22 protein-coding genes and 1 tRNA gene are annotated in these 25,874 nt (G+C 63.7%); 20 read left to right on the forward strand and 3 right to left on the reverse strand.

What is annotated here, in order from left to right; translation table 11 throughout:
• Positions 1-109 precede the first annotated feature (109 nt).
• The 8 genes from katE to NFH97_RS11555 all read left to right on the forward strand — a co-directional run bounded on the left by katE (position 110) and on the right by NFH97_RS11555 (position 10,649).
• Positions 110-2,260, forward strand: coding sequence for a catalase HPII (katE, locus tag NFH97_RS11520; protein WP_213230428.1), 2,151 nt, complete (start codon positions 110-112; stop codon positions 2,258-2,260).
• Positions 2,261-2,711: 451 nt separating this feature from the next.
• Positions 2,712-3,875: a Fic family protein gene (locus tag NFH97_RS11525; RefSeq protein WP_349624834.1), complete on the forward strand. Its 1,164-nt coding sequence runs from the start codon at positions 2,712-2,714 to the stop codon at positions 3,873-3,875.
• 555 nt (positions 3,876-4,430) lie between these two features.
• Positions 4,431-5,216: an IclR family transcriptional regulator gene (locus NFH97_RS11530; protein WP_071211132.1), complete on the forward strand. Its 786-nt coding sequence runs from the start codon at positions 4,431-4,433 to the stop codon at positions 5,214-5,216.
• Positions 5,217-5,444: 228 nt separating this feature from the next.
• On the forward strand, positions 5,445-6,404 hold the full coding sequence (locus NFH97_RS11535; RefSeq protein WP_124805122.1) for a C-terminal binding protein: 960 nt from the start codon (positions 5,445-5,447) through the stop codon (positions 6,402-6,404).
• A 95-nt stretch (positions 6,405-6,499) separates the two neighbouring features.
• Positions 6,500-7,483, forward strand: a complete 984-nt coding sequence (locus NFH97_RS11540; RefSeq protein ID WP_071211131.1) for a DctP family TRAP transporter solute-binding subunit — start codon at positions 6,500-6,502, stop codon at positions 7,481-7,483.
• 92 nt (positions 7,484-7,575) lie between these two features.
• Entirely contained in the window at positions 7,576-8,070 is a 495-nt protein-coding gene (locus NFH97_RS11545; RefSeq protein ID WP_045993609.1) for a TRAP transporter small permease, read from the forward strand.
• 1 nt (position 8,071) lies between these two features.
• Entirely contained in the window at positions 8,072-9,352 is a 1,281-nt protein-coding gene (locus NFH97_RS11550) for a TRAP transporter large permease (RefSeq protein ID WP_108133517.1), read from the forward strand.
• Between the two features lie 112 nt (positions 9,353-9,464).
• On the forward strand, positions 9,465-10,649 hold the full coding sequence (locus NFH97_RS11555) for an alpha/beta hydrolase (protein WP_349623001.1): 1,185 nt from the start codon (positions 9,465-9,467) through the stop codon (positions 10,647-10,649).
• On the opposite strand, the gene NFH97_RS11560 is transcribed toward NFH97_RS11555, so the two are convergent.
• From NFH97_RS11560 to ispB, 3 genes are all read right to left on the reverse strand, one after another.
• The gene (locus NFH97_RS11560; protein WP_213230446.1) at positions 10,646-11,272 is read right to left on the reverse strand and encodes a hypothetical protein; all 627 of its coding nucleotides are present in this window, start codon (positions 11,270-11,272) and stop codon (positions 10,646-10,648) included. The two genes, NFH97_RS11555 and NFH97_RS11560, sit on opposite strands and share 4 nt — an antisense overlap.
• Before the next feature lie 204 nt (positions 11,273-11,476).
• Positions 11,477-11,553: transfer RNA gene (locus NFH97_RS11565), tRNA-Pro, on the reverse strand.
• A gap of 129 nt (positions 11,554-11,682) precedes the next feature.
• Entirely contained in the window at positions 11,683-12,681 is a 999-nt protein-coding gene (ispB, locus tag NFH97_RS11570; protein ID WP_124805119.1) for an octaprenyl diphosphate synthase, read from the reverse strand.
• 287 nt (positions 12,682-12,968) lie between these two features.
• Between ispB and rplU the strand changes: the two genes are divergently transcribed.
• From rplU to ispH, 12 genes are all read left to right on the forward strand, one after another.
• Positions 12,969-13,280: a 50S ribosomal protein L21 gene (gene rplU, locus NFH97_RS11575; RefSeq protein WP_045994439.1), complete on the forward strand. Its 312-nt coding sequence runs from the start codon at positions 12,969-12,971 to the stop codon at positions 13,278-13,280.
• Between the two features lie 62 nt (positions 13,281-13,342).
• Complete coding sequence (gene rpmA / locus NFH97_RS11580) at positions 13,343-13,600, forward strand: 50S ribosomal protein L27 (protein WP_045994440.1); 258 nt, start codon at positions 13,343-13,345, stop codon at positions 13,598-13,600.
• Positions 13,601-13,723: 123 nt separating this feature from the next.
• Positions 13,724-14,911 carry an Obg family GTPase CgtA gene (gene cgtA / locus NFH97_RS11585; RefSeq protein ID WP_108133520.1) on the forward strand — a complete coding sequence of 396 codons (1,188 nt, stop codon included), beginning with the start codon at positions 13,724-13,726 and terminating at the stop codon, positions 14,909-14,911.
• 59 nt (positions 14,912-14,970) lie between these two features.
• Positions 14,971-16,113, forward strand: coding sequence for a glutamate 5-kinase (gene proB / locus NFH97_RS11590; protein ID WP_108133521.1), 1,143 nt, complete (start codon positions 14,971-14,973; stop codon positions 16,111-16,113).
• A gap of 207 nt (positions 16,114-16,320) precedes the next feature.
• A complete protein-coding gene (locus NFH97_RS11595; protein ID WP_349624835.1) occupies positions 16,321-17,094 on the forward strand; it encodes an SDR family NAD(P)-dependent oxidoreductase in 774 nt (257 codons plus the stop codon).
• A 344-nt stretch (positions 17,095-17,438) separates the two neighbouring features.
• Positions 17,439-17,705, forward strand: a complete 267-nt coding sequence (rpsT, locus tag NFH97_RS11600; protein ID WP_045994444.1) for a 30S ribosomal protein S20 — start codon at positions 17,439-17,441, stop codon at positions 17,703-17,705.
• 345 nt (positions 17,706-18,050) lie between these two features.
• On the forward strand, positions 18,051-19,574 hold the full coding sequence (gene murJ / locus NFH97_RS11605; protein ID WP_124805193.1) for a murein biosynthesis integral membrane protein MurJ: 1,524 nt from the start codon (positions 18,051-18,053) through the stop codon (positions 19,572-19,574).
• Positions 19,575-19,690: 116 nt separating this feature from the next.
• Entirely contained in the window at positions 19,691-20,743 is a 1,053-nt protein-coding gene (ribF, locus tag NFH97_RS11610) for a bifunctional riboflavin kinase/FAD synthetase (protein ID WP_349624836.1), read from the forward strand.
• A gap of 10 nt (positions 20,744-20,753) precedes the next feature.
• Entirely contained in the window at positions 20,754-23,600 is a 2,847-nt protein-coding gene (gene ileS / locus NFH97_RS11615; RefSeq protein ID WP_349624837.1) for an isoleucine--tRNA ligase, read from the forward strand.
• A 37-nt stretch (positions 23,601-23,637) separates the two neighbouring features.
• The gene (gene lspA, locus NFH97_RS11620; RefSeq protein ID WP_231498700.1) at positions 23,638-24,144 is read left to right on the forward strand and encodes a signal peptidase II; all 507 of its coding nucleotides are present in this window, start codon (positions 23,638-23,640) and stop codon (positions 24,142-24,144) included.
• A 62-nt stretch (positions 24,145-24,206) separates the two neighbouring features.
• Positions 24,207-24,653, forward strand: a complete 447-nt coding sequence (gene fkpB / locus NFH97_RS11625; protein WP_045994447.1) for an FKBP-type peptidyl-prolyl cis-trans isomerase — start codon at positions 24,207-24,209, stop codon at positions 24,651-24,653.
• 101 nt (positions 24,654-24,754) lie between these two features.
• The gene (ispH, locus tag NFH97_RS11630) at positions 24,755-25,708 is read left to right on the forward strand and encodes a 4-hydroxy-3-methylbut-2-enyl diphosphate reductase (RefSeq protein ID WP_185696479.1); all 954 of its coding nucleotides are present in this window, start codon (positions 24,755-24,757) and stop codon (positions 25,706-25,708) included.
• The last annotated feature ends 166 nt before the right edge of the window (positions 25,709-25,874 follow it).

The raw sequence follows: 25,874 nt of genomic DNA on the forward strand, positions 1-25,874 counted from the left end.
ATGGCTTGTTTGGCGGTGTGACTGGTAGTTGGCGCCGACCGGACCGATGACGGCCCACGCCTGGTGGCGTGGAAGGCTCATTTCCCGAGCAAACAACGGAGTGTTTGTCATGGCGAAGAATCCGTACACCCAACCGAATCGAGACGAGGCTCATGACACTGAGCGTCGTACCGACGCCAACAGCAAGTCCGACAATCTCGAGACCTACCGCAGTGATGCGACCGGGCATGACCTGCGTACCAACCAGGGCACCCGGATCGCGGACAACCACAATTCGCTGAAGGCCGGCGAGCGCGGCCCGACGCTGATGGAAGACTTCATCTTCCGCGAGAAGATGAATCACTTCGATCACGAGCGCATTCCCGAGCGTATCGTCCATGCCCGCGGTGCGGCGGCCCACGGCTACTTTCAGCCCTATGAGGCGGCGGCAAGGTACTCCAAGGCGGGACTGTTTCAGGATACCGGCAAGAAGACGCCGGTATTCGTGCGCTTTTCCACCGTGCAGGGCGGGCGCGGGTCCAATGACACCGTGCGCGACGTGCGCGGCTTTGCCACCAAGTTCTACACCGACGAGGGTAACTGGGACCTGGTGGGCAACAACATGCCGGTGTTCTTCATTCAGGACGCGATGAAGTTTCCCGACTTCGTGCACGCGGTGAAGCCCGAGCCCCACAACGAGATTCCCCAGGGGCAGTCGGCCCACGACACCTTCTGGGACTTCGTCTCGCTGATGCCCGAGAGCGCCCATATGGTGCTGTGGACCATGTCCGACCGGGCCTTCCCGCGGCACTACCGCTATATGGAAGGCTTCGGCGTCCACACCTTCCGGCTGATCGATCGACAAGGCAAGGCCCGCTTCGTCAAATTCCACTGGAAGCCGCTGGCGGGCACCCACTCGCTGATCTGGGACGAGGCCCAGAAGCTGTGGGGTCGTGATCCAGACTTCAACCGCCGCGAGATGTGGGGCGACATCGAGAATGGCGATGCCCTGGAATGGGAGCTCGGCATTCAGGTGGTCGAGGAAGAAGACGAGCATGCCTTCGACTTCGATATCCTCGATCCGACCAAGCTGATTCCCGAGGAGCAGGTGCCGGTGACTCCCATCGGCAAGATGGTGCTGGATCGCAACCCGGACAACTACTTTGCCGAGACCGAGCAGGTCGCCTTCAACCCCGGCAATGTGGTGCCCGGCATCGACTTCAGCAACGATCCGCTGCTTCAGGGGCGCCTGTTCTCCTATCTGGATACCCAGATGCTGCGTCTGGGTGGCCCGAACTTCCACGAGATCCCGATCAACCAGCCGGTGTGCCCGTTCCACAATCACCAGCGCGACGCTCCGCACCGTCAGACCATCAACAAGGGCCAGGTTTCCTACGAACCCAACTCGATCGAGGATGGCTGGCCCCGGGAGACCCCGCCGGCGGAAGAAAACGGCGGTTTCGAGAGCTATCAGGAGCGCATCGATGCCCACAAGGTCAGGGCGCGCAGCGAGTCCTTCGGCGACCACTACTCCCAGGCCAGGTTGTTCTGGCATAGCCAGAGTGACGTCGAGAAAGAGCACATCATCGCCGCTTACGCCTTCGAGTTGTCCAAGGTCGAGCGTCCGTGGATCCGTGAGCGGGTGATCAAGGAGATCCTGCCCAATATCGACATGGAGCTCGCGCGCCGAGTAGGCGAGGTGCATGGTGTCAAGCCGCCGGAGCATCCGCCGGCACCCTCGGAAGAGTTGGGCACCACGTCGCTGGACGCCTCCTCGGCGCTTAGTTTGATGCATCGCGGTCAGCCGGATATTCGCTATCGCAAGGTGGCGATCCTGGCCGCCGACGGGGTCGACGGTGACCAGGTGGAAGCGCTGCAGAAGCGCCTGGAAGCCGAGGGGGCCCAGGGGCTCATCATCGCGCCGTCGATGGCGCCCGTGGCGACCGTTCAAGGCGGCACCCTGACCCCGGATGCCATGCTCAACGGACTGCCGTCGGTGACTCTGGACGCCGTGGCGGTGGCCCCTGGCGATGACAGTGTCAAGGCGCTGGCGGGTTCCGGCCTGGGGCTTTACTACGTGCAGGAGGCCTACAAGCACCTCAAGCCGATCGCTGCACTCGGCGACGGTGCCAATGTGCTGCAGGCGGCTGGCATCGAGGTGCCGGAAGACGGCGTGTTCTCGGCGCAGACCGTGGACGATCTCTACGCCGATTTCCAGGAGGCGATTCGTGGCCACCGGGTCTGGTCGCGCGACGCCAAGGCCAACGACATGCCGGCCTGAGGTCCGGCGATGGCAGACCCCTTTGAACTGGCGGTCAGCACAGCAGCCCCCGAGGAGACTCGGGGGCTTTTTTTGGGTTCATCGCATTTTGCCGGGAAATGCGGCGCGGATCTTCAGGAAGAAGTACGCCGTGTCGCGTTATCCATAGGCCATCCGCCGATCGGACCTGATCCACGGCTTGCTGTTGGGGCTATTGGCCGGTCTTACCCATGCCCTGTATTCGTGGACGGCACGCCGCCTCATGCAGCGGGGCATCGCTCCCCGGGCCGCCATGAGGGCCACCTTTGACCACCTTTGGATTGGGTGGCCTGATCTGAAACCTGTCCTCATGGTCGCCGAGGCCTTATGACTCCCAGACTTGCCAGCTGAGCCGAAACCAATCATTATTCGGCTCACAATGCGAGTCGAATATCGTTGTCATTCGGCTCCTCCGCCTTCTTGGAGGCCTGGCATGACCGATCACGCCTCGACATGGATCTGGCAGCATCCTGACTGGCCGAACTTCACCTGGCACGCGGCCGAGATTCAGCCGCGGGTCCAGGCATGCTGGAGGGATCTCGGCATCTTGCTGGGACGCTCGTGGGCTCTGACATCCGCGGATGACCAGGACGCTGAGGCAAGAGCCGCCCTGGATACGCTACTGCAGAGCATCGTTACCTCTTCGGCCATCGAGGGAGAGCGTCTGAACGTGGTGTCAGTTCGCTCTTCCTTGGCCCGACGCCTTGGTGTGGAGGAGCCGGAGGGGGCTACCTCACCACGTGCTGAAGGCCTGGCGGAGTTGATACTGGATGCCACCTTCAAGCCTGACACGCCGCTGGACACCACCAGGCTGTTTCAGTGGCATCGGTGGTTGTTCCCTGATGCTGACGCGGGGCTTACGACGTTAAGGCCCGGGCAGTGGCGCGGAGTGGAGCCCATGCAGGTGGTCTCGGGTCGCCTCGATCGACCCAAGGTGCATTTCGAAGCGCCGCCGCGAGAGGGGTTGGAACATGAGGTTGATCAGTTCCTCACTTGGTTCGCGTCCAGCCGTCATGACCCCGAGTTGGATCCCCTGGTTCGAGCGGGCCTGGCACACTTCTGGTTTGTAACACTGCATCCATTTGAAGACGGCAATGGTCGAATTGCCCGGGCTATCGCTGATCGCGCCTTGGCGCAGGCGGATCAGCAGAGTATCCGCCTGTATGCCATGTCGGCTGCCATCCTGGAGCGCCGCGCTGACTATTATCGGCGCCTGGAAGCGAACCAGTGTGGCACGCCTGACCTGACGGCCTGGCTTGTCTGGTTCCTGGAGACGCTGGATGCCACCTTGTTGGATGTCCTGGGGAAGGTCGATCGGACGTTGGCCAAGGCCCGTTTCTGGCAGCACTTCAGGGCGGCCGGCCTGTTGCCTGAGCAGGTGAAGGTGTTGAACCGCCTGCTGGATGGCGGTGAGAGAGGCTTCGAACACGGCATCAGTGCGTCGCAGTACCAGAAAGTCGCCAAGGTCAGTAAGGCAACTGCCACCCGTCATCTCGCAGGGCTGGTCGAGAAGGGTTGCTTGGTAAAGCTTCCAGGAGGTGGCCGCAGCACGCGCTATCAGGTACCGGAACGGTTTCATCAGGACAGCGGGGAGTAGGTGTTCGCCGTAATGACACGAGGAGAAGGAGTGCCGAGCCATACTGCTGAGACCCGCGGTTGCGGGGAACGGTAGGAGACGGGGTGCCGCCCTCTCGACCTCGGTAAGGCACGTTGTCGACAGCTAGCTTGGCCTTTCCCCAATAGCGATAATAACTCGTTGAGACCGCCACATTTTTTTCTTCGACTCCGCTCAAGCGCACCACTGGTGACCCTGAGTGCAAGCATCAGCCGGTGTAAGCGTCACCTGGATGAAAGGTGCAGGAGTAAAGACGGTTCCCTCAAGCTAAATAAATTGCCTGAAGTGCGCATCATTGCCCGAGCTGATATCGACCTTGGTTGAGTCATCAGGAGATGTCTTGCAAGAGATATCGGCGATGACGTACTGATCGGTGAGACGTTGTTTTTTCTGCCACCGCCACTTTCACGAAGTTGGCGGTTTTTTGTTGCTGTTTCCGTTAGTTACTTATTCAAGTGACTCACTATGTGGCGGATTGGTTGACTATTTGACCGTGTATGGGGCCTTGCCTTGAATGGGATGAATCAAGGAGGCGCCATGGATGAACTGATTCCCCCAAAAGACCGCTCCGGCACCCAGACCCTGAGTCGAGGGCTCGAAGTGCTGCAGTGCGTCGGGCGTGGTATTTCCACGATCAAGGCGCTGTCCCAGGCGATGCAGCTCCCCCGCAGTACGGTGGCCCGTTCCCTGTCCTGCCTGGTCAGAGACGGCTACCTGCACAAGGTGCCCTACAAGGGCTACTACCTCGGGGCGAAGTTGATCGAGCTGGGCGAACGGGCGGCGGAGCAGCAGCCCTTGGTCGATATTGCCAGGCCGTACCTTGAGGCGCTGGCCGAACAGACGCGGGATACCGTGCACTTCGGGGTGCTCGACGGTGGCGATGTGCTCTACCTGTGCAAGTTGCCGGGCAAGCGGACTCTTGAGATGCGCTCGCGCACCGGAGGGCGCATGCCGGCGCTGGCCACTGCCCTGGGCAAGGCAATGCTGGCATCGAAGGATCCCTCCAGCTGGCCTGCCTACTATGCCGCCGTGCAGCGGGTAGCCAGGCCTCGCGAGGATGCTCCTGCACTCAAGTCATTCGCGGAGGTCCGTCGCGACCTGAAGGAAGCCGACGTGCGCGGCTGGAGCTTCGACTGGGAAGAAAACGAGTACGGCATCCGCTGTGTCTCGGCGCCGGTCAAGAATCATGTCGATAACGCCGTGGCCGCCGTCAGTGTCACCAGTGTCATCAGCTTTATGCCGAGAGACCGCATGGCAGCCCTGGGCCCCCAGGTAAAACGCACCGCCGACACCATCTCGCGGGCCCTTCGTGGTGAAAGTTAGCAAGCAGCATCGCGTCCAGGCGCGATCGCGCGTGACGCTCTGTGCCTGGCAGCCACCACCCACACCGGAGCGTGAGATGGACGTATTGGTCGATACCGGCCCCTGCAGCGCCGGGGATGACATGAAAGGACCACCGATGATGCTGGCATCACCTGTCTCTGACGATGTCAGAGAGGCCGTTTCGCCTGTGGACAGTGGTTGCCTGGGATCTTGAAAAGGACACCTGCCATGAACATTGTCTTCTCCGATCTGGATCACGCCGATCATGACATCGAGCGGGACATCCTGGCTTCCGCTGGATTCGACGCACCGATGCTGGCCTGTCGCAGCGAGCAGGATCTGGTCGATCAGCTTACTGACGTGGACATCGCGCTCAACCAGTACGCCCCCTTCACCCGTCGGGTGCTCGAGGCACTGCCACGACTCAAGCTGATCGTGCGCTACGGTGTCGGCGTCAATAACGTGGACCTCGAGGCGGCCACCGACGCCGGGGTGCAGGTATGCAACGTACCCGACTACGGCATGAACGAGGTCTCCGACCATGCCCTGGCGCTGACGCTAGCGCTCACGCGCAAGCTGGTGCCGATGAACCTTGCCTGTCACCAGGGTCGCTGGGACTACGTCGAAGCCATTCCATTGCGGCGGCAGTCGACTCAGACGGTGGGTCTGATCGGCCTGGGACGGATTGGTCGACTGTACGCTCGGAAAGTCAACGCCCTCGGTTTCCGTGTCATCGGCTACGACGCCTTCTACCGCCCCAGTGCCGAGGATGGCACCGACTATATCGAAGCCGTCGAACTCGATTCGCTCTACGGACGGGCCGACGTGGTGGCGGTGTTCTGCCCGCTGACGGAGGACACCCGTCACCTGATCGACGCAGGGACACTGGCCGCGATGAAGCCCGGGGTCTTGCTGGTCAACACCTCACGAGGCGGGATCATCGACGAGGTGGCACTGGCCGAGGCGCTCGCCTCCGGTCACGTCGCCGGAGCAGGACTCGACACCACTGAACGGGAGCCGCTGGAACCCGATAGCCCGTTGTGGGCCCAGCCAAGCTGTCTGATCACACCGCACATGGCCTGGTATTCCGAGGACGCGGCTGCCGAGCTCAAGCGCAAGGTGGCCGAGGAGGCGGTGCGCTTTGCCAGAGGGGAGGCTGTGTACTGGGCCGTCAATCGGCTCGCGTGACGAACCCTCGAGAAGCGGATGCAGGATTGCTGTGACGACGGGCGCCTTGCTGCCCGTGCTCTTCAATGCCAACAACACCAACAAAGGAAGACCTCATGCCAAGACTCTCCAGAATGAAGCTGTCCCTGATCGCCGCGGCACTGGCGATGACCCCGGCGCTGTCTCAGGCCGAAACGCTGCGCATGTCCAGCGTGACCTCGACCTCGGCCAAGGACGCCAGTGTCGAGTTCAAGCGCCTGGTTGAAGAGCGGACCGACGGCGAGCTCGAGATCACGCTGTTCCCGGATAACCAGCTAGGCGATGACAGGGTGGTGGTGGAAAGCACCATCTTCGGTGATATCGACATCGGTATCTCCTCGACCAGTCCGATGGCCACGCTGTTTGCGGACCTGTACGTGTTCGATGCTCCCTTCCTGTTCCTGTCGACGGAGGCCACCTACAGCGCCCTGGACGGCGAGGTCGGCGACAAGCTCCTCGAGTCGCTGGAAAGCAAGGGTCTCAAGGGGCTGGCGTTCTGGGAGAACGGTTTTCGCAACTTCACCGATAGCGGCAAGGTGGTGGCCGAACCGGCTGATCTGGACGGCATGAAGGTGCGGACCATGGAGAATGAGGTCCATCTGGCGGCCTGGCGCGCCTACGGTGCGAATCCGACACCGATGGCCTTCACCGAGCTGTTTACCGCGCTGCAGCAGGGGACGGTGGACGCCCAGGAAAACCCGTTGGGCATCATCGACGGCAATCGCTTCCAGGAAGTGCAGGACCATGTGTCGCTGACCCAGCACGTCTATACGCCCTACCTGGTGTTCATGAACCTCGACAGGTACAACGCCCTCGACGACTCCCTGCGTGAGGCACTCGACGCCACCATCGACGAGATGACGACCTACCAGCGCGAGCGCTCCCAGCAGCTGGAAGGCGAGATCCTCGACAAGTTTGCCGATCAGGGGGTGACGGTGACCGAGATTACCCCGGAGCAGAAGGAGCTGTGGCGTGATGCCGCCGTCGAGGCCGACATCTATTCGCTGGTCAAATCGAAGATGGAGCATCCCGAGTACCTCGACGAGCTGTTGAAGCCATGACCCGATGAGGCCAGAAGGCGCCCGCCGCACGCGGGCGCTTCGCTGTAGCCTTGCCGACTTCTGTCATCACCCCGCTGCCAGGGAGAGAGCGGATGAAACTTGTGAGATGGCTCGATGAGTACGCGGAGATCTCGATCTGCGTGGCGCTGATGTCCGCGATGACGCTATTGCTCGCGGTGCAGGTGTTCATGCGATACATCATGGGCGCGTCGCTGTCCTGGTCCGAGGAGCTCGCGCGCTACTTCTTTATCTGGTTGATTTATCTTGGGATCAGCTACGGCGCCCGGGAAATGCGGCATATCAAGATCGACGCGGCGCTCAAGCTGTTCCCACGCTCGGCGCGTCACTGGGTGGTCATCCTGGGGGACCTGCTGTTTCTGGCCTTCGCGCTTTATGTGGTCTGGACCAGCTGGGCGGTCATAGAGCGCCAGCTGATGCTCGGCCAGGCCTCCCCGGCCATCGGTGTTCCCATGTGGGTGGTCTACGCGGCGCCTTTCGTCGGCTTTGCGCTGACCACCCTGCGCCAGGTGCAGAGCATTCGCTGGCGGCTTGCGCATCCCGACGCCGTACACGACAAGGAGGTGTGAGATGACCGCGACGGTATTGTTCTTGAGCCTGGTGGTATTGTTGATCCTGAACGTCCCTGTGGGCATCGCCATCGGTCTGTCCTGTGTGGTGACCATCCTGTCCTTCGGCACCCTGTCCGAGCTCTATGTGGCCCAGACCCTGGTATCGGCCACCGATAGCTTTCCGATCATGGCCATACCGCTATTTATTCTGGCCGGCGACCTGATGGGGGCCGGCGGCGTGTCGCGGCGGATTCTCGGGGTGGCCTCGGCCTTCTTTGGTCGCTTCACCGGGGGGCTTGCCATCGTCACCGTGGTGGTGTGCATGTTCTTTGCCGCGGTATCGGGCTCGGGCCCGGCCACGGTTGCAGCGGTGGGGTCCATGGTGGTGCCGACCATGCTCGAGGCCGGCTACTCGAAGTCCTTCGTGCTGGCGCTGGTGGCGGCGGCCGGCAGTATCGGCGTGATCATTCCGCCTTCGATCCCGATGGTGCTCTACGGGGTCTCCACCGGCACCTCGATCTCCAACATGTTCCTCGGCGGTGTCCTGCCGGGGCTGTTGATTGGTCTGGTGCTGATCACCTACGCCTACTTCTATTCCCGCAAGATGGGCTGGAAGGGCGATGATACCCCCTTCGATGGGCGCAAGACCCTGTGCCTGGTGTGGGAGGCCAAGTGGGCGCTGCTCAATCCGGTGATTATCCTGGGGGGCATCTACGCGGGCATCTTCACTCCCACCGAGGCGGCGGCGGTGGCGGCGGTGTACGCCTTTGTCTGTGGGGTGTTCATCCATCGCGAGCTGTCGCCCCGGGATATCTTCAAGACCATCGCTGGGTCCTGCGCCACCACCGGCACGGTGATGGTGATCCTGGGCTGCGCCTCGACCTTCGCCCGCATCCTGACCATCGAGCAGATCCCGGTGGCGATCGCCGACTTCATGCTGCAGTTCTCGTCGAGCCCTGCGGTGTTGCTGCTGGTCATCCTGGTAATGCTGCTGCTGGTGGGCTGCGTCATGGATACCACCCCGGCGATTCTGGTGCTGTCACCGATTCTCTATCCGGTGGCGACCTCCATGGGTATCGATCCAGTGCACTTCGGCATCGTCATGGTGGTCAGCCTGGCCATCGGCTTCATCACGCCACCGCTGGGGATCAATCTGTTCGTGGCCTCGCGCATCGGCAATGCCTCGCTTGGCACCGTGATCAAGGGCATCGTGCCCTTCGTGATCGTGATGATCCTGACCTTGCTGGTGATCGCCTACGTACCGCAGCTGTCGCTGGTATTGCTGTCGGTGTTCAATTGAGCGTGGCATCGTAAGTCGCACACGCTGTCCATCAACGCCTTTATCGCCCCCGTCTTCCGCTGCCGGCCAGGCCTCGGGAGACAGGGGCGAAGCGCATGCCAAGGGGCAGCGGATGGCTGGCATATCGGGCGCTCCGGCCCTTGCCCAAGGTCTAGCGGTTGCCGCTGAGTTCGCCGTCTATGCTTCTCCTGTCGGTTCAGTGACCGCCAATGACAAGGAGATGCTCATGCTCGCCTCGTGCAGAACCGCCCTCGTTTTCACTACGTTCGCCACTATGCTTGCCCCGATGTCGCTTCTGGCTCAAACCGTCATGCAGGAGCACCGCATCAAGAGCTCTGTGGACGATGCCATCGAGCTCTATGTCAGGGAGCGTCTGCCTGATGGAGTGTCGCCCGCCGACATGTCCGAGGCGGTGCTGTTTGTTCACGGTGCCACCTATCCCGGCATTTCCTTCGACACCGACCTGGCAGACGGCAAGAGCTGGATGGATCACACCGCGGAGGCAGGCTTTGCCACCTACTACCTTGATCAGCGGGGGTATGGCAATTCGACTCGGCCGGAGGTGATGGCGCAGCCCTCTGAAGACAACGCACCTTTCGCGCGGGCAGAGACGGTCATCGACGATATGGAGGGTGTCATCGATTTCATTCGCGAGCGCACTGAAGTCGACAGGGTCAATCTGGTGGGCTGGTCCTGGGGTACCGTCACCAGTGGCATGTACACGGCGCGTAACGATGAAAAGGTGGATCGCCTGGTGCTGTTCGCGCCGGTCTATAGCCATCGTAACCAGAACTGGACCAGCAGCCTGGCCGATGCGAATGATCCTGGCAAGTTGGCCGACGTGGGCGCCTACCGGACAGTGAATCGAGAGCAGGCAGACCAGCGTTGGGCCAACCAGATCCCGCCCGAGGCACTTGAACAGTGGCGTGATCGGGCGGTTTTCGACCGCTGGTTTGACGAGATGCTGGCTATGGAGCCCGCCGAGGATTCCGACGTCGTCAAGGCGCCTAACGGCGTTCTGGTTGATCTGTGGGAGATCTTCAATGCGCGACCGATCTATGAGGCTTCGCGCATCAGCGTACCGACGCTGGTTATTCGCGGCGATGACGACCCTACGGCGACCGACGCTGATGCCAGAGGGCTTTTCGCAGAGCTGGCAGCTGAGGAAAAGCGCTATGTGGTGATTGGAGAGGGATCGCACTTTCTTAATCTGGAAAAGCATGCCCCTCAGCTATTTGCCGAGACATTACTGTTTCTCGGCGGTGGCGAAGGGCAGCCTGGACGGGCGACGGATTAGCGGTCCAGATAGTTGCGATAGATGCGCGCCATGCGCTTGCGGTCGCGGTAGCCCCTGAGTTGTTGCGTTTCCAGGTGGTGGGGGCGCGCCTGTCCGTTGTCGTCGAACACAAAGGAGCGGCTGGCCCCCATGATGCCGGGGGCGGAGCTGTAGATGTACAGCACCAGCAACTCGAGCACGTAGTCGCTGTCTTCACCCTCACACAGGGTGTTGTCTTCGTCCTCGATGTCGGCGGCGCGTGCCCGGCGCACCAGACTATCGATTTCGCCGGCATCCAGGTGGGCGTTAGATGGCAGTGGACCCTGCAGCGTCCCCCTGGAGATGGAGGTGGGGGTATCTCCGTTTTCGTCGGTATCCACCTCCGACACGGTGCAGCGGCGTATTCCGCACTTCTCGTGCAGCCACACCTGGACGGTCTCGATATGGATGCCCTCGGCGCTCATGTTGCTGATCAGGCAGCGGCCCTGGGTGGACAAGCCCATCACCTGATTGATGACCACCTTGGGGCGCCGCTGGCGACGGAAGCCGGCGTAGAGCAACTGAGCGTAGAAGATCCAGACCGCCAAAGTGCCGAGGCTGGTCATGAATTGCAGAAAGGTACCGTGGCTGGAGATCCATTCCATGGGAGAGGTCCTTGTCGGTTAGGGGAGGGCGAGATCGAATCCATGATCTCCACGTATGACGCTGCCTTTATTGTGCAGCGTCGAGCATCTAGAAAGAGTGGGTCAGCGGTGACGGACTTGCAAGACGTGGGGAGGTGAAGGGGGGCGTCCAACGAAAAACGGCCACCGCTCTGATGAGCTAAGTGGCCGTCTTTACTAAATTCTTGGTCGGAGTAGCAGGATTCGAACCTACGACCTCTGCCTCCCGAAGGCAGCGCTCTACCAAGCTGAGCTATACTCCGATGTTTGAGGTGTGTCCCTCAACGGATGCGTAGTATACGGATCCGTGTGGATGATGCAACCCTCGCGAGCCCGAGTCAGCCACTTTTTTCCAGCTTCCCCGTCACTTGAGGGCACTTGCCCGGTGATTTTCAGGTCTTGCGTTCCACCGCCAGGCGGGCCAGTTCGGCCATGCTGTCGCGGTAGGGCGAGGGCGGCAGATGGTCGAGTTCGGCCAGGGCCTTGGCGGCCATCTCTTCGGCCTTCTGGCGGGTGTAGTCCAGTGCGCCGGTGGACTTGACGATGGCCAGCACCTCGTCGAGGTGGTCGAGTCCGCCCTTGCGGATGGCGCGACGCACCAGGCGGGCCTGGTCGGGGGTGCCGGCGGCCATGGCCTGGATCAGCGGCAGGGTGGGCTTGCCTTCGGCCAGGTCGTCGCCGACGTTCTTGCCCATGGCCTTGGCGTCACCTTCGTAGTCGAGCAGGTCGTCGACCAGCTGGAACGCCAGGCCCAGGTAGCGTCCGTACAGCGCCAGCGCCTGTTCCTGGCGTTCGTCGGCGCCGGCCAGGATGGCGCCGCTGTGGGAGGCGGCCTCGAACAGCATCGCGGTCTTGCCGAGGATGGTGTCGAAGTAGGCGGCCTCGTCGGTGTCGGGATTGCCCACATTGGTCAGCTGCTGAACCTCGCCCTCGGCGATGGTGCAGGTGGCGGCGGACAGCACCTCCATGATGCGCATGGAGCCGACCTCGACCATCATCTGAAACGAGCGCGAATACAGAAAGTCGCCGACCAGCACCGAGGGCGCGTTGCCCCAGGCATCATTGGCGGTGGCCTTGCCGCGACGCATGTGCGACTCGTCGACCACGTCGTCATGCAACAGCGTCGAGGTGTGCATGAACTCGATCAGCGTCGCCAGGGTGATGTGACGATCGCCCTGATACTCCAGCGCGCGTGCCGCCAGCAGCACCAGCAGGGGGCGCAGACGCTTGCCGCCGCTTTCGATGATGTACTGGCCGATGGTCTCCACCAGCGGGATGCGCGAGGCGAGCTGGTCGAGGATGGTCTGGTTGACGGCGGCGAAGTCGTCGGCGACCACCGCGTGAATCGGCGAAGGAGCTGCTGATGGTGACGGGGTGGCGTTGACTGACATGAAGGCGGCTTCGACTGGAGGTGAGGGAGGCCGTGGGCCTTGGGTTGCCGGTCATGCTATGGGCCGCCCATGGGGGCGTCAAGACGATTAGCGCCCGGCGGCGGCCTCGCGCGGGGTTTTTTCCGGTCTCGCCACTTGACGCTGGTTGTCGGGTTGTGCCCACGCGAGGGTGTCGCTATAATACGCGGCCCACTCATCCATGCTCCCTGTCAGATGGCTGCCAAAAGGGGCGCCACTCGAAGCAGGTCGATCAAGAGCCAACCCTGATGAGTTTCTGGAGAAACAGCATGTACGCAGTGATCAAGAGCGGTGGCAAGCAGTACCGCGTTCAGGAAGGCCAGACTCTCAAGCTCGAGAAACTGGAAATCCCCACCGGCGATACCGTCGAGTTCGACGAGGTTCTGCTGGTCGGCAACGATGACGACGTCACCGTTGGTGCCCCGCTGGTCGAGGGTGCCAAGGTCAGCGCCGAAATCGTCGCCCACGGCCGTGGCGAGAAGGTGACTATCATCAAGTTCCGTCGCCGCAAGCACAGCATGAAGCGTCAGGGCCACCGTCAGTGGTTCACCGAAGTTAAAATCACCGGAATTTCTGCCTAAATACGCCTCGCCCTCGGGCGAATGCGTAGCGGACTATTCCCTCAACGAGCGAGGACTTTGCAATGGCTCATAAGAAGGCAGCCGGCTCCACACGTAACGGTCGCGACAGTGAAAGCAAACGCCTTGGCGTCAAGCTGTTCGGTGGCCAGGCCGTGACCCCGGGTAACATCATCGTGCGTCAGCGTGGCACCCGTTTCCACGCCGGCACCGGTGTTGGCATCGGCAAGGACCACACCCTGTTCGCTCTGGACGAAGGCGTGGTCAAGTTCGAGACCAAGGGTCCGAAGAACCGTAAGTTCGTCAGCGTCGTCTCTGCCTGAGACCGCCCGAACGCCATGGGCCGCCGGCGAGCGTGACTCGCTTGCCGACAGGCCCCGGAAGGCCCCGCCAAGCGCGGGGCCTTCTTGTATCATGGTGGAAAGCATCCGCCAGGAGAGTGATAGATGCAGTTCGTCGACGAAGCCTCGATCATCGTGGAGGCAGGCAACGGAGGTAACGGTTGCCTGAGCTTCCGGCGCGAGAAGTACGTGCCCAAGGGCGGCCCGGATGGCGGCGATGGCGGCCATGGTGGCAGCGTCTACCTGATCGGTGACGATGCCCTCAATACGCTGATCGATTTCAAGTATCAGCGCTTCTACAAGGCGCAGAACGGCCAGCCCGGCCAGGGTCGCCAGATGAGCGGCCGCGCCGGTGAGGATCTCCACGTCAAGGTGCCCGTGGGTACCACGGTGATCGACGAGGATACCCTCGAGGTGATCGCCGACGTGACCGAGATCGGCCAGGTGGTGCAGGTGGCCCAGGGCGGTCGCCGTGGGCTCGGCAACATTCACTTCAAGTCCTCCACCAATCGGGCACCACGGCGTACCACGCCGGGCACCGAAGGTGAGCGGCGCAACCTGCGCCTGGAGATGAAGGTGATGGCCGATGTCGGTCTGCTGGGCCTGCCCAACGCCGGCAAGTCGACGCTGATCCGCTCGGTGTCGGCGGCCAAGCCCAAGGTGGCCAACTACCCCTTCACCACCCTGGTGCCGAACCTGGGAGTGGTGAAGCTCGGCATGCACGAGCACTTCGTCATGGCCGACGTGCCGGGGCTGATCGAGGGTGCCTCCGACGGTGCCGGCCTGGGGCTGCGCTTTCTCAAGCACCTGACGCGTACCCGCCTGCTGTTCCACGTAGTGGATGTGGCGCCGTTCGATGAGTCCGATCCGGTGGAAGCCGCCGAGGCGATCATCCATGAGTTGGGCGAGTTCTCGCCGACCCTGGCCGAGCGCCCGCGCTGGCTGGTGCTCAACAAGCTCGACCTGCTGCCCGAGGACGAGCGTGAGGCTGCCGCCGACGAGATCGTGCGTCGACTCGGCTGGGAAGGCCCGGTCTTTCGTATCTCGGCGATCTCCAACGTCGGCACCGAGGCACTGGTGCAGGCGGCCCATCGCTGGCTGACCGAGCAGCGCACCCTCGAGAACGAGGATGAAGAGGCCATGGAGCGCGAGCAGGAGATGCGCCGGCGCATGGAAGATGAGGCGGTGGCCAGGACAGAGGCGCGCCTGGGTCGTCGTCGCAAGCGTGACGAAGACGACGATGACGATCTCGATGACGACGACTACGACGTCGAGGTCGAATACGTTCAATAGCGGTCGTCAGGGGAGTCGACAGCCTCCCCGTTCGGCCAGAGCAGCGGGGCGAGAAAAGGATGCACAGCGGAGAGCGGGTCCCGGGGCGTGACGCCCTGTCCAGCGCGCGACGGGTGGTGGTGAAGATTGGCAGCGCCCTGTTGACCAACGACGGGCGTGGCCTCGATGACCCCGCCATCGGTGGCTGGGTGGATCAGATCGCCGCCCTGGCGAGTCGCGGCATCGAGGTGGTGCTGGTGTCTTCCGGGGCCGTGGCGGCAGGCATGGTGCGTCTCGGCTGGCGGGCTCGCCCGTCATCGGTGCGAGAGCTCCAGGCCGCTGCGGCGGTGGGGCAGAACGTGCTGACCGAAACCTACGAGAATCACTTCGGTCGTCACGGTCTGGTGACCGCGCAGATTCTGCTGACCCACGACGATCTGTCCAATCGCAAGCGTTACCTCAACGCGCGCTCGGCGCTGAGCACGCTGGTGGACCTCAAGGTGGTGCCGGTGATCAACGAAAACGACACCGTGGTCACCGACGAGATCCGCTTTGGCGACAACGATACCCTTGGCGCCCTGGTGGCCAACCTGCTCGAGGCCGATGCGCTGGTCATCCTGACCGACCAGGAGGGCTTGTTCGACGCCGACCCGCGTCATGACCCCAGCGCCCGGCTGATCGAGGAGGGGCGCGCCGACGATGCGCGCCTGGCGGCGGTGGCCGGCGGCGGCGGCGCCCTGGGCCGTGGTGGCATGACCACCAAGGTGCGCGCGGCGCGCCTGGCCGCGCGCAGCGGGGCGGTCACGGTGATCGCCAGCGGTCGCCAGCCCCGGGTACTGGAGCGGCTGGCCGATGGCGAGCGGCTGGGCACCCTGTTGACGCCGGACCGGGCCCCCATCGCTGCGCGCAAGCGCTGGCTCGCCGGCCAGCTGCAGGTGCGCGGTACCCTGACCCTGGACGCCGGCGCGGTACGGGTGCTGCGCGGCAGTGGCTCGTCGCTGTTGCCGGTGGGGGTCAAGGCCTCCTCGGGTGACTTTGCGCGCGGCGATATGGTGCTGTGCGTCGACGAGCAGGGTGAGCGGATCGCCAAGGGGCTGGTCAACTACAACGCCGAGGACGCGCGCAAGATTCTCGGCCAGCCCAGCGGTCGCATCTGTGAGTTGCTCGGCTATATGGAAGCGCCGGAGCTGATTCACCGCGACAATCTTGTGGTGCTGGCTTGACCCAGGGCAGTAGCGCGCTTCTTGTTGCTGCTGGCGCCTCTCTTTAGGGATATGGTTCCCGTCTTTTCTCCGTGCTCTTATGCGCCGCCGACAGCAGCCGCTGTCGGCGGCGCATGCGCGACATCTGTCCTGTTGCGTGAGCCTTGAAGCTGAAGCGTGCCCTGGTGCGTGGTCTCAGCGGTCTTTGGAGAAGAGGGAGCGTTGTCGATGAAGTCTATTCTGGTAACGGGTGCTGGTTCCGGCGTCGGCTTTGAGGTCGTCAAGCTGTTTTTGGAGAAGGGCTTCAAGGTCGGTGGCCTGGATATCAACGTCAAGGCGCTGAACGAGCTGCAGGCGCAAGGGCAGGCGAACCTGTTTGCCTACAAGTGCGATGTCTCCTGTCGTGCCGGTGTGCATGACGCCATCGAGCAGTTCGCCACCGTCTGCGGTGGAGTGATCGATGTCGTCCACTCCAATGCCGGGATTCAGGCGAGTGGCCTGTTCAAGGACGTCGAGCTCGAAAAGTACGAGATGATGAACCTGATCAATGCCATGGGCACGATCTACATCATCAAGGAAGCGCTGCCTTACGTGATGGCGTCCGAGGCAGGCGCCATCCTGCTGACGTCGTCGGCGTCGGCGATCACCGGGCTGCCGATGTTCAGCGTGTACGGTGCGACCAAGTCCTTCGTGACGTCGCTGGGCGAGTCGCTGAGTATCGAGCTGGAGTCCGATGGTATCTATGTAGGGATCATCGAACCCGGTCTGATCAATACACCGATGAACTCCAACAACCCTGACTCCATGGTGTGCACGGAGCAGGATATTACTCTGGGCCCGAAGGAAGTGGCGGAGGCCGCCTACCAGGCGATCAGCACTCGCCGTCAGCTCTACTGGCACGTGGGCGAAGAGGCTCATGATCTGGCGGAGGCGATCCAGGGGCTGCGGCTGCAGGAGCGTCAGCGCTTCGTCAAGCAGATGATCCAGTCGAAGCTGAAGTGATTCGAGTGATGATGGCGGCGGCGACGTCTGGGGTGACCTGAGGCGCCCGTGGCGTTGGGACAAGTGGCGCGATGACCGCTGCGCTGGCCGCCGCTGGCCGGGCACAGGGTCGGTGGAGTGAGCCAGGCGCGCCAGGCCCTAAAAGGCTGGCGCGCAGTACCTTGACATGATAGGATGCGCCATCCTCTCAGACACGGCCCGTAACGATTGCCTCGCGACAGTGCTTGCGATGGCGGTCGGCCAGATGGCCAGGCCGACGGGGATTTTTTTATTTCCCTGTTGGATCAATACGTTATCAAGTCATCGTGCGACGGTGACGACAACTTTCTCCAAGGAGACAGTCAGTGGCTAACAGCAAGCAAGCCCGTAAGCGCGCCCGTCAGGCAGAATCTCGTCGTGTCCTGAAGGCAGGCCAGCGCAGCATGGTCCGCACTTACGTCAAGCGCGTGATCAAGGCGATCAACAGCGGTGACCACGCTCAGGCAATGGACGCCTTCAAGGCGGCACAGCCGGTCATCGACCGCATCGCCGACAAGGACACCCTGTCCAAGAAGAAGGCCGCTCGCATCAAGAGCCGTCTGAACAAGCGCATCAAGGCGCTGGCTGCGTAAGCCGGTCCCGCGCTTTCGGCGTGACGCGGATGCGTCCGTGTCGCGCACGCGAAAAACCGGCTACGGCCGGTTTTTTTGTGCCTGCCAATTGATGACCCGCGGCGCCCCGGTGCCCCTTCGTCGCCCTTCTCCGGGCGATGGAGAGCCACAGGGCGGGGAATGTCAGTGGGACAAGAGGGCCGGACAAACGAGCCGGGAATTGAGCAGGGAACCCGCAAGCAAGGAATCAGTGACGTGACCGACGAGCGTCGACAGCAGGCCTCGGATGAGGACATTGATCAGGCCCTGGAGCAGGGAGCGGGCACCTCGGTGGGGGGCGCCAAGGCGCCCGTGCGTCGGGGCCTGATGCGCTCTGGGTTGGTGGTCAGCAGCATGACCATGCTGTCCCGGGTGCTGGGGCTGGTGCGCGACGTGGTGATCGCCACCCTGCTGGGTGCAGGACAGGGCGCCGACGCCTTTTTCGTGGCCTTCAAGATCCCCAACTTCATGCGTCGGCTGTTCGCCGAGGGCGCCTTCAATCAGGCCTTCGTGCCGGTGCTGTCGGAGTACTCGACCACCCGCACCCGCGAAGAGATACGCGAACTGCTCAATGCGGTGTGCGGTAGCCTGGCGGCGGTGCTGGCGCTGATTACCGCCCTGGCTATCGTCGCCGCGCCCTGGTTGACCTGGGTGTTTGCTCCTGGCTTTGCGCGAGATCCCGACAAGCTCGCGCTGACCACCGACATGCTTCGGCTGACGTTCCCGTATCTGCTGTTGATCTCGCTGACCGCCTTCGCCGGCAGCGTGCTCAATACCTGGAATCGCTTCGCGGTACCGGCCTTCACCCCGGTGCTGCTGAACCTGTCGCTGATCGGTGCGGCGCTGGTGCTGACGCCGATGATGAGCGAGCCGGCCATGGCGCTGGCCTGGGGCGTGCTGATCGCCGGTGCCGCGCAACTGCTGTTTCAGGTGCCCTTTCTGGTGAGGCTCGGGCTGATGCCCCGGCCCTGGCCCAACTTCGCCCACGAGGGTGTGCGGCGCATCCTTCGACTGATGGCGCCGGCGTTGTTCGGAGTCTCGGTGTCGCAGATCAATCTGCTGCTGGATACCATCCTGGCCTCGCTGCTGGCGGCGGGCAGCGTGTCCTGGCTCTACTATTCCGACCGCCTGGTGGAGCTGCCACTGGGGGTGTTCGGCGTGGCCATCGGTACGGTGATCCTGCCGGCGCTGTCGCGGCGCCACGCCGAGGCGTCCACCGAGCACTTCAGCCAGATGCTGGACTGGGCGCTGCGAGCGGTGCTGCTGCTGGGGCTGCCAGCGGCGCTGGCGCTGGCGCTGCTGGCCGAGCCGCTGTTGATCACGCTGTTCCATTACGGCGCCATGACCGACAACGATATCGTGATGGCGGCAATGAGCCTGCGTGCCTATGCCCTCGGCCTGGTCGCCTTCATGCTGATCAAGGTGCTGGCGCCGGGTTTCTTTGCCCGCCAGGACACCAAGACGCCGGTCAAGGTCGGTATCATCGCGATGGTCGCCAATATGGTGTTCAACCTGATCCTGATCTGGCCACTGGCCCACGCCGGGCTGGCGCTGGCCACCGCGCTGTCGGCCTTCCTCAATGCTGGGATGCTGGCCTGGCTGCTGCGCAGGCAGGGCGTGCTGCGCTTCCAGCCCGGCTGGGGGCGCTTTGCCGTGCAGCTCGGAGGCGGCTGTGTGGCCATGGGCCTGGTGCTTGTGTTGCTGGCGCCGGAGTGGCACCAGTGGCTCGGCTGGGGGCTCATGCCTCGTGTGCTGTGGATGGCGGCGCTGGTGGCGGCCGGTGGGCTTGCGTACTTCGCCTGGCTGGGGCTGACAGGAGTCAGAGTCCGCCAGTTCCGGCTCAAGGGTTAGGGCTGGGGTTTGTCAGAAAGCTGCCTGCCCACCCAGACGCCTTCAGACGGTGGGAAGACGCGGCGCCCCGCACTTCGCTATAATCGACTCCCTTTAGGTTCGGTGTGACCCGACTCATGGAAGTAATTCGAGGCCTGCACAATCTGCGCGAGGAGCACCGTGGCACGGTGGCGACCATCGGCAACTTCGATGGGGTGCACCTGGGCCATCGGGCGATCCTTGAGCAGTGCCACGCCGAGGCGGCGCGCAGCGGACTGCCGGTGACCGTGGTGGTGTTCGAACCCCAGCCGCGCGAGTACTTTGCCGGCGACCAGGCGCCACCGCGCCTGACGCGGTTGCGCGACAAGGTCGGCCTGCTCAAGGAGTGCGGCGTCGATCGGGTGCTGTGTCTGCCGTTCAATGAATCGCTGCGCCAGCTGACGGCGGCAGAATTCATCGAACGGGTGCTGCTGGAAGGGCTCGGCGTACGCCATCTGGTGGTGGGCGACGACTTCCGCTTCGGTTGCGATCGTCGCGGTGATTTTGCCCTGCTGACCGAAGCCGGCCGCAGCAGCGGCTTCAGCGTCGAACACACCCTGACCTTTCGCATCGACGATGATCGAGTGTCGAGCACACGGGTGCGCACCCTGCTGGCCTGTGGCAACTTCGAGGCGGCGGCGCGCCTGCTGGGCCGGCCTTACCGCGTCAGCGGCCGGGTGGTGCGTGACCAGCAGCGCGGGCGCACCATCGGCGTGCCCACCGCCAACCTGCCGCTGCTGCCGGGTCCGCTGGTGCTGCGCGGTGTCTATGCGGCGACGGTGGAGATCCACGACGGCAGCGATGGCGAGGCGTCCCAGGGCTATCCTGCGGTGGTCAATATCGGCTGGCGGCCCACGGTAGGGTCGCCGCGTCCGGTGCTGGAGGCGCATCTGCTGGACATGCAGGCGGACCTGTATGGCAAACGCCTGACGGTGGTGCCCTGCGCCAAGCTGCGCGGTGAAGAGACCTTCGCGGACTTCGCCGCGCTGAAGACCCAGATATATGCCGACATCGACCGGGCGCGAGCAGTGTTTGCCCGGGACCCTGACGGCCCACGACCCTATCCTCTGGCATCGGCGCCACGTGCGCGCGAGGCCGCAACCCAGGATTCCCCGGCGGGGCAGGCCCCCGCCGATCATGACGACGGCTGACCCCAGGACTATGAGCGACTACAAGCACACTCTGAATCTGCCAGAAACCGAATTCCCCATGCGCGGCATGCTCCCCAAGCGCGAGCCGGCGCGGGTCGAGCAGTGGCAGAAGCTGGACATTTACCAGCGCTTGCGCGAAGCACGCCAGGGCCAGGAGGTCTTCGTGCTGCACGATGGCCCTCCCTACGCCAACGGCAGCATTCACATCGGTCACGCCGTCAACAAGATCCTCAAGGATATCATCGTCAAGTCGAAGAACCTGGCGGGCTTCGACGCACCCTACGTGCCGGGCTGGGACTGCCACGGGCTGCCCATCGAGCACAAGGTGGAGACCACCCATGGCAAGCACCTGGAGCCTGAAAAGGCCCGGGCGCTGTGTCGCGAGTACGCCGACGAGCAGGTCAAGGGCCAGCTTCAGGACTTCGTGCGTCTGGGCGTGGTCGGCGACTGGGACAATCCCTACCGCTCCATGGAGTACGCCAACGAGGGTGGCGAGATCCGCGCCCTGGCCGACATGGTCAAGGGCGGCTACGTGTTCAAGGGACTCAAGCCGGTCAACTGGTGCTTCGACTGTGGTTCGGCCCTGGCCGAGGCCGAGGTCGAGTACGCCGACAAGAAGTCCGACGCCATCGATGTGGCCTTCACCTGCGCAGACGACGCCAAGCTGGCCGCCGCCTTCGGGCTGGACAGCCTGCCCAAGCCGGCGGCGGTGGTCATCTGGACCACCACCCCCTGGACCATCCCGGCCAACCAGGCGCTGAACGTCCATCCGGAGTTCAACTACGCCCTGGTCGACACCGGCGAGCGGCTGTTGCTGCTGGCCGAGGAACTGGTCGAGAGCTGCCTCGAGCGCTTCGGCCTGAGCGGTGAGGTCATCGCCACGGCGCGTGGCGAACGGCTGGAGCTGATCGAGTTCCATCATCCGCTGTATGAGCGTACCGCGCCGATGTATCTCGCCGACTACGTGACCAGCGACGAGGGCAGCACCGGCATCGTCCACTCGGCGCCGGTTCATGGCGTCGATGACTTCGACTCCTGCCGTCGCTACGGCATGGACTTCAGCGACTTCATCAGCGTGGTCAAGGGCGACGGCGTCTACGTCGACGACCTGCCGCTGTTCGGTGGCATGCTGATCTGGAAGGCCAACCCGAAGATCGTCGAAGCACTGTCCGAGGCCGGCGCGCTAATGGCTCACAAGACCATCACCCACAGCTACATGCACTGCTGGCGTCACAAGACCCCGGTGATCTACCGGGCCACCGCCCAGTGGTTCGTCGGCATGGACATCCCTGGCCATGACGGTCGCACCCTGCGCGAAAGCGCGCTCGAAGGGATCGAGGCGACCGAGTTCACGCCGGGCTGGGGCAAGGCGCGGCTGCACAGCATGATCGCCAACCGCCCGGACTGGTGCATCTCGCGTCAGCGCAACTGGGGCGTGCCGATCCCGTTCTTCCTGCACAAGGAAAGCGGCGAGCTGCACCCGCAGACCGTGGAGCTGACCGAGAAGGTCGCCGACCTGGTCGACCGCGGCGGCATCGACGCCTGGTTCCGCCTGGACCCGGCCGAGCTTCTGGGCGAAGAGGCCAGTCAGTACGACAAGGTCACCGATACCCTGGACGTGTGGTTCGACTCCGGCACCACCCACCGCCACGTGCTGCGCGGCTCGCACCCCCACGGCCATCAGAGCGGCCCGCGTGCCGATCTGTACCTGGAGGGCTCGGACCAGCACCGCGGCTGGTTCCACTCGTCGCTGCTGACCGGCTGCGCCATCGACGGTCACCCGCCGTACCGGGGCCTGTTGACCCACGGCTTCACCGTCGACGCCCAGGGCCGCAAGATGTCCAAGTCCATGGGCAACGTGGTGGCCCCGCAGGAGGTAATGGACAAGCTCGGCGCCGATATCCTGCGTCTGTGGGTGGCCTCCACCGACTATTCCGGCGAGATGGCGGTGTCCGACGAGATCCTCAAGCGCACCGCCGACGTTTACCGGCGTATCCGCAACACCGCGCGCTTCCTGCTGGCGAACCTGAACGGCTTCGACCCCGAGCGTGACGCCCTAGCCTTCGACGACATGCTGGCGCTGGACCAGTGGGTGGTGGACCGCGCCGCGCAACTTCAGGCACGCATCGAGACGGCCTACGACGAGTACCGCTTCCTCGATGTCTACCAGCAGGTGCACGGCTTCTGCGCGCGGGAGCTGGGCGGCTTCTACCTGGACGTGATCAAGGATCGCCAGTACACCACCCAGTCCGACTCCCAGGCCCGTCGCAGCGCCCAGACCGCGCTCTATCACGTGGTCCAGGCGCTGGTGCGCTGGGTCGCGCCGATCCTGTCGTTCACCGCCGAGGAGATCTTCGAGAACATTCCCGGCGAGAAGGGCCTGGCCGAAGGCCGCAGCGTGCTGCTGGAGACCTACTACACAGGCCTGTCCACCCTCAGCGACGACGCCAGCATGGGCCGTGACTTCTGGGAGCGGGTGCTGACGGTCAAGCAGGCGGTCAACAAGTGCCTGGAAGACGCCCGCAACGCCAAGACCATCAAGGGCAGCCTGGCCGCCGAGGTGACCCTGCACGTCAGCGACGAGCTTGACGAACTGCTCTCGCGCCTGGGCGACGAGCTGCGCTTCGTGATGCTGACCAGCGAGGTCCACCTGGCGCCGCTCGACCAAGGAGTCGATGCCGCCGAGACCGACGTCGAAGGGCTCAAGGTGGCGGTGCGCGCCAGCGACAACGCCAAGTGCGAGCGCTGCTGGCACCATCGCCCCGATGTGGGCTCGCTGCCCGAGCACCCGGACCTGTGTTCGCGCTGCGTCAGCAACCTGCCGGACGGTCCGGGCGAGGTGCGTCACTATGCCTGACGCCACGGATTCCACGACCAAGGAGGGTGACGGGCACATGAGTTCACAGGTAGAACCGATGCGCCAGCCGCTGCGCTGGTGGTGGCTGGCGCTGGCCTGGGTCGTGCTCGATCTGGGCACCAAGGCACTGATGAGCCAGACGCTGACCTACGCCACGCCGGTGGAGGTGCTGCCGTTCTTCAATCTGACGCTTTTGCACAATACCGGGGCGGCCTTCAGTTTCCTGGCCGATCACCCCGGTTGGCAGCGCTGGCTGTTCGCCGCCATCGCGGTGGCGGCCACCGTCGGCCTGACGATCTGGATGCGTCGCCTGCGGCGTGACGAAAAGCTGCTGGGGGCGTGTCTCGCGCTGATCATCGGCGGCGCCCTGGGCAACCTCTATGACCGCCTGGTGCACGGCTACGTGGTGGACTTTCTGTCCTTTCACGCGGCGGGCTGGTACTACCCGGCGTTCAACGTGGCGGATATCGGCATCACCCTGGGCGCCATCGGCCTGATCTGGGAGTCGATCTTCGGCGAGCGCCGCCGCGCCCGGCGCGGCTAATTATCTGTTGCCGGCAGCGACGTATCGGTCCCTGCCGGTCCGTCACTCTTTCGGAGATCCCAATGAGCGACTACCGTATCGACGAGGGCATGGAAGTCACCCTTCACTTCACCCTCAAGCTGGAAGATGGCACCGTGGTGGACTCCACCCGGGACAAGGCCCCGGCGACCTTTCAACTGGGCGATGGCAACCTGCCGCCCGGGTTCGAGCAGCCGTTGAAGGGTATGACCGACGGCGACAGCGGCAGCTTCGAGGTCAGTCCCGAGCACGCCTTCGGTCAGCACAACCCGCAGAACATCCAGCGCATGAAGCGTGAGGTGTTCAACGGCGACGAGCCGGAGGTCGGCACCGTGATGTCCTTTGCCGATGCCAACGGCGACGAATTACCCGGGGTGGTCACCGAGATCGACGGCGACATGGTGGAAGTGGACTTCAATCATCCGCTGGCCGGGCGCACCCTGACCTTTGAGGTCGAGGTGCTGGGCGTCAAGCCTGCCACTACCCACTAGGCGATTCACGTCCCCGGTGTGCCGGTAAGGCGCAGTACGTGATGACCACGCGAATCATCCGCTCAACCAGGTGCCAAGACGGCACCGAGGCAAGGCAAACCATGCAAATCAAGCTGGCCAACCCGCGCGGCTTCTGCGCCGGCGTCGACCGGGCCATCGACATCGTCAACAGCGCGCTGGACGTGTTCGGGCCGCCCATTTACGTGCGTCACGAGGTGGTCCACAACCGCTTCGTGGTCGATAGCCTGCGCGAGCGTGGGGCGATCTTCGTCGAGGAACTCCACGAGGTTCCCGATGACGTCATCGTGATCTTCTCTGCCCACGGGGTGTCCCGGGCGGTGCAGGAGGAGGCCGAGCGGCGCGGGCTCAAGGTCTTCGACGCCACCTGCCCGCTGGTGACCAAGGTGCATATGGAAGTGCTGCGCTACGCTCGCCGTGGCCAGGAGTGCATCCTGATCGGCCATGAAGGGCATCCCGAGGTCGAAGGCACCATGGGGCGTTACGACACCTCCCACGGTGGCCAGATCTACCTGGTCGAGGACGAAAAGGACGTGGCCCGTCTGGAGGTCAAGGACCCCAGTCGGCTGGCCTTTGTCACCCAGACCACCTTGTCCATGGACGATACCGCTCGGGTGATCGATGCCCTGCGCGCCACCTTCCCCGACATCCAGGGGCCGCGCAAGGACGATATCTGCTACGCCACCCAGAACCGCCAGGACGCGGTGCGCGAACTGGCGGCGGGCTCCGACCTGGTACTGGTGGTGGGAAGCCCCAACAGCTCCAACTCCAATCGCCTGCGCGAGCTGTCCGAGCGAGTGGGCACCCCGGCCTACCTGATCGACAGTGCCGAGCAGATCGATCCGGCCTGGCTTGCGAATATCGGTGCAGTCGGCGTGACCGCCGGGGCCAGCGCCCCGGAGGTACTGGTCAAGGGGGTCATCGACCGCCTGACCGAGCTGGGCGCCGAGGCCCCCGAGGAACTGGCCGGCCGAGAGGAAACCATCACCTTCTCGATGCCGCGTGAACTGCGCGAGCGGGTCATCGTCAGCGACTGATGCCACCAGAGGATTGCCGTGAAGGCATTCCACCGTTCGTTTTTCCAGTGCAGCATCTCGACGCCGCCCCCAAGGGCGGCGTCCTTGTTTTCAGGCGTAGGAGAAAGCCTCAAGTCTGTGCTTAAGCGTGGTGTCGCGACACAACCTTGATCCAGCGCCTGCCGCC

It is taken from the genome of Halomonas sp. SCS19 (assembly GCF_040147015.1).
GTDB classification, from domain to species: Bacteria; Pseudomonadota; Gammaproteobacteria; order Pseudomonadales; family Halomonadaceae; genus Halomonas; species Halomonas litopenaei.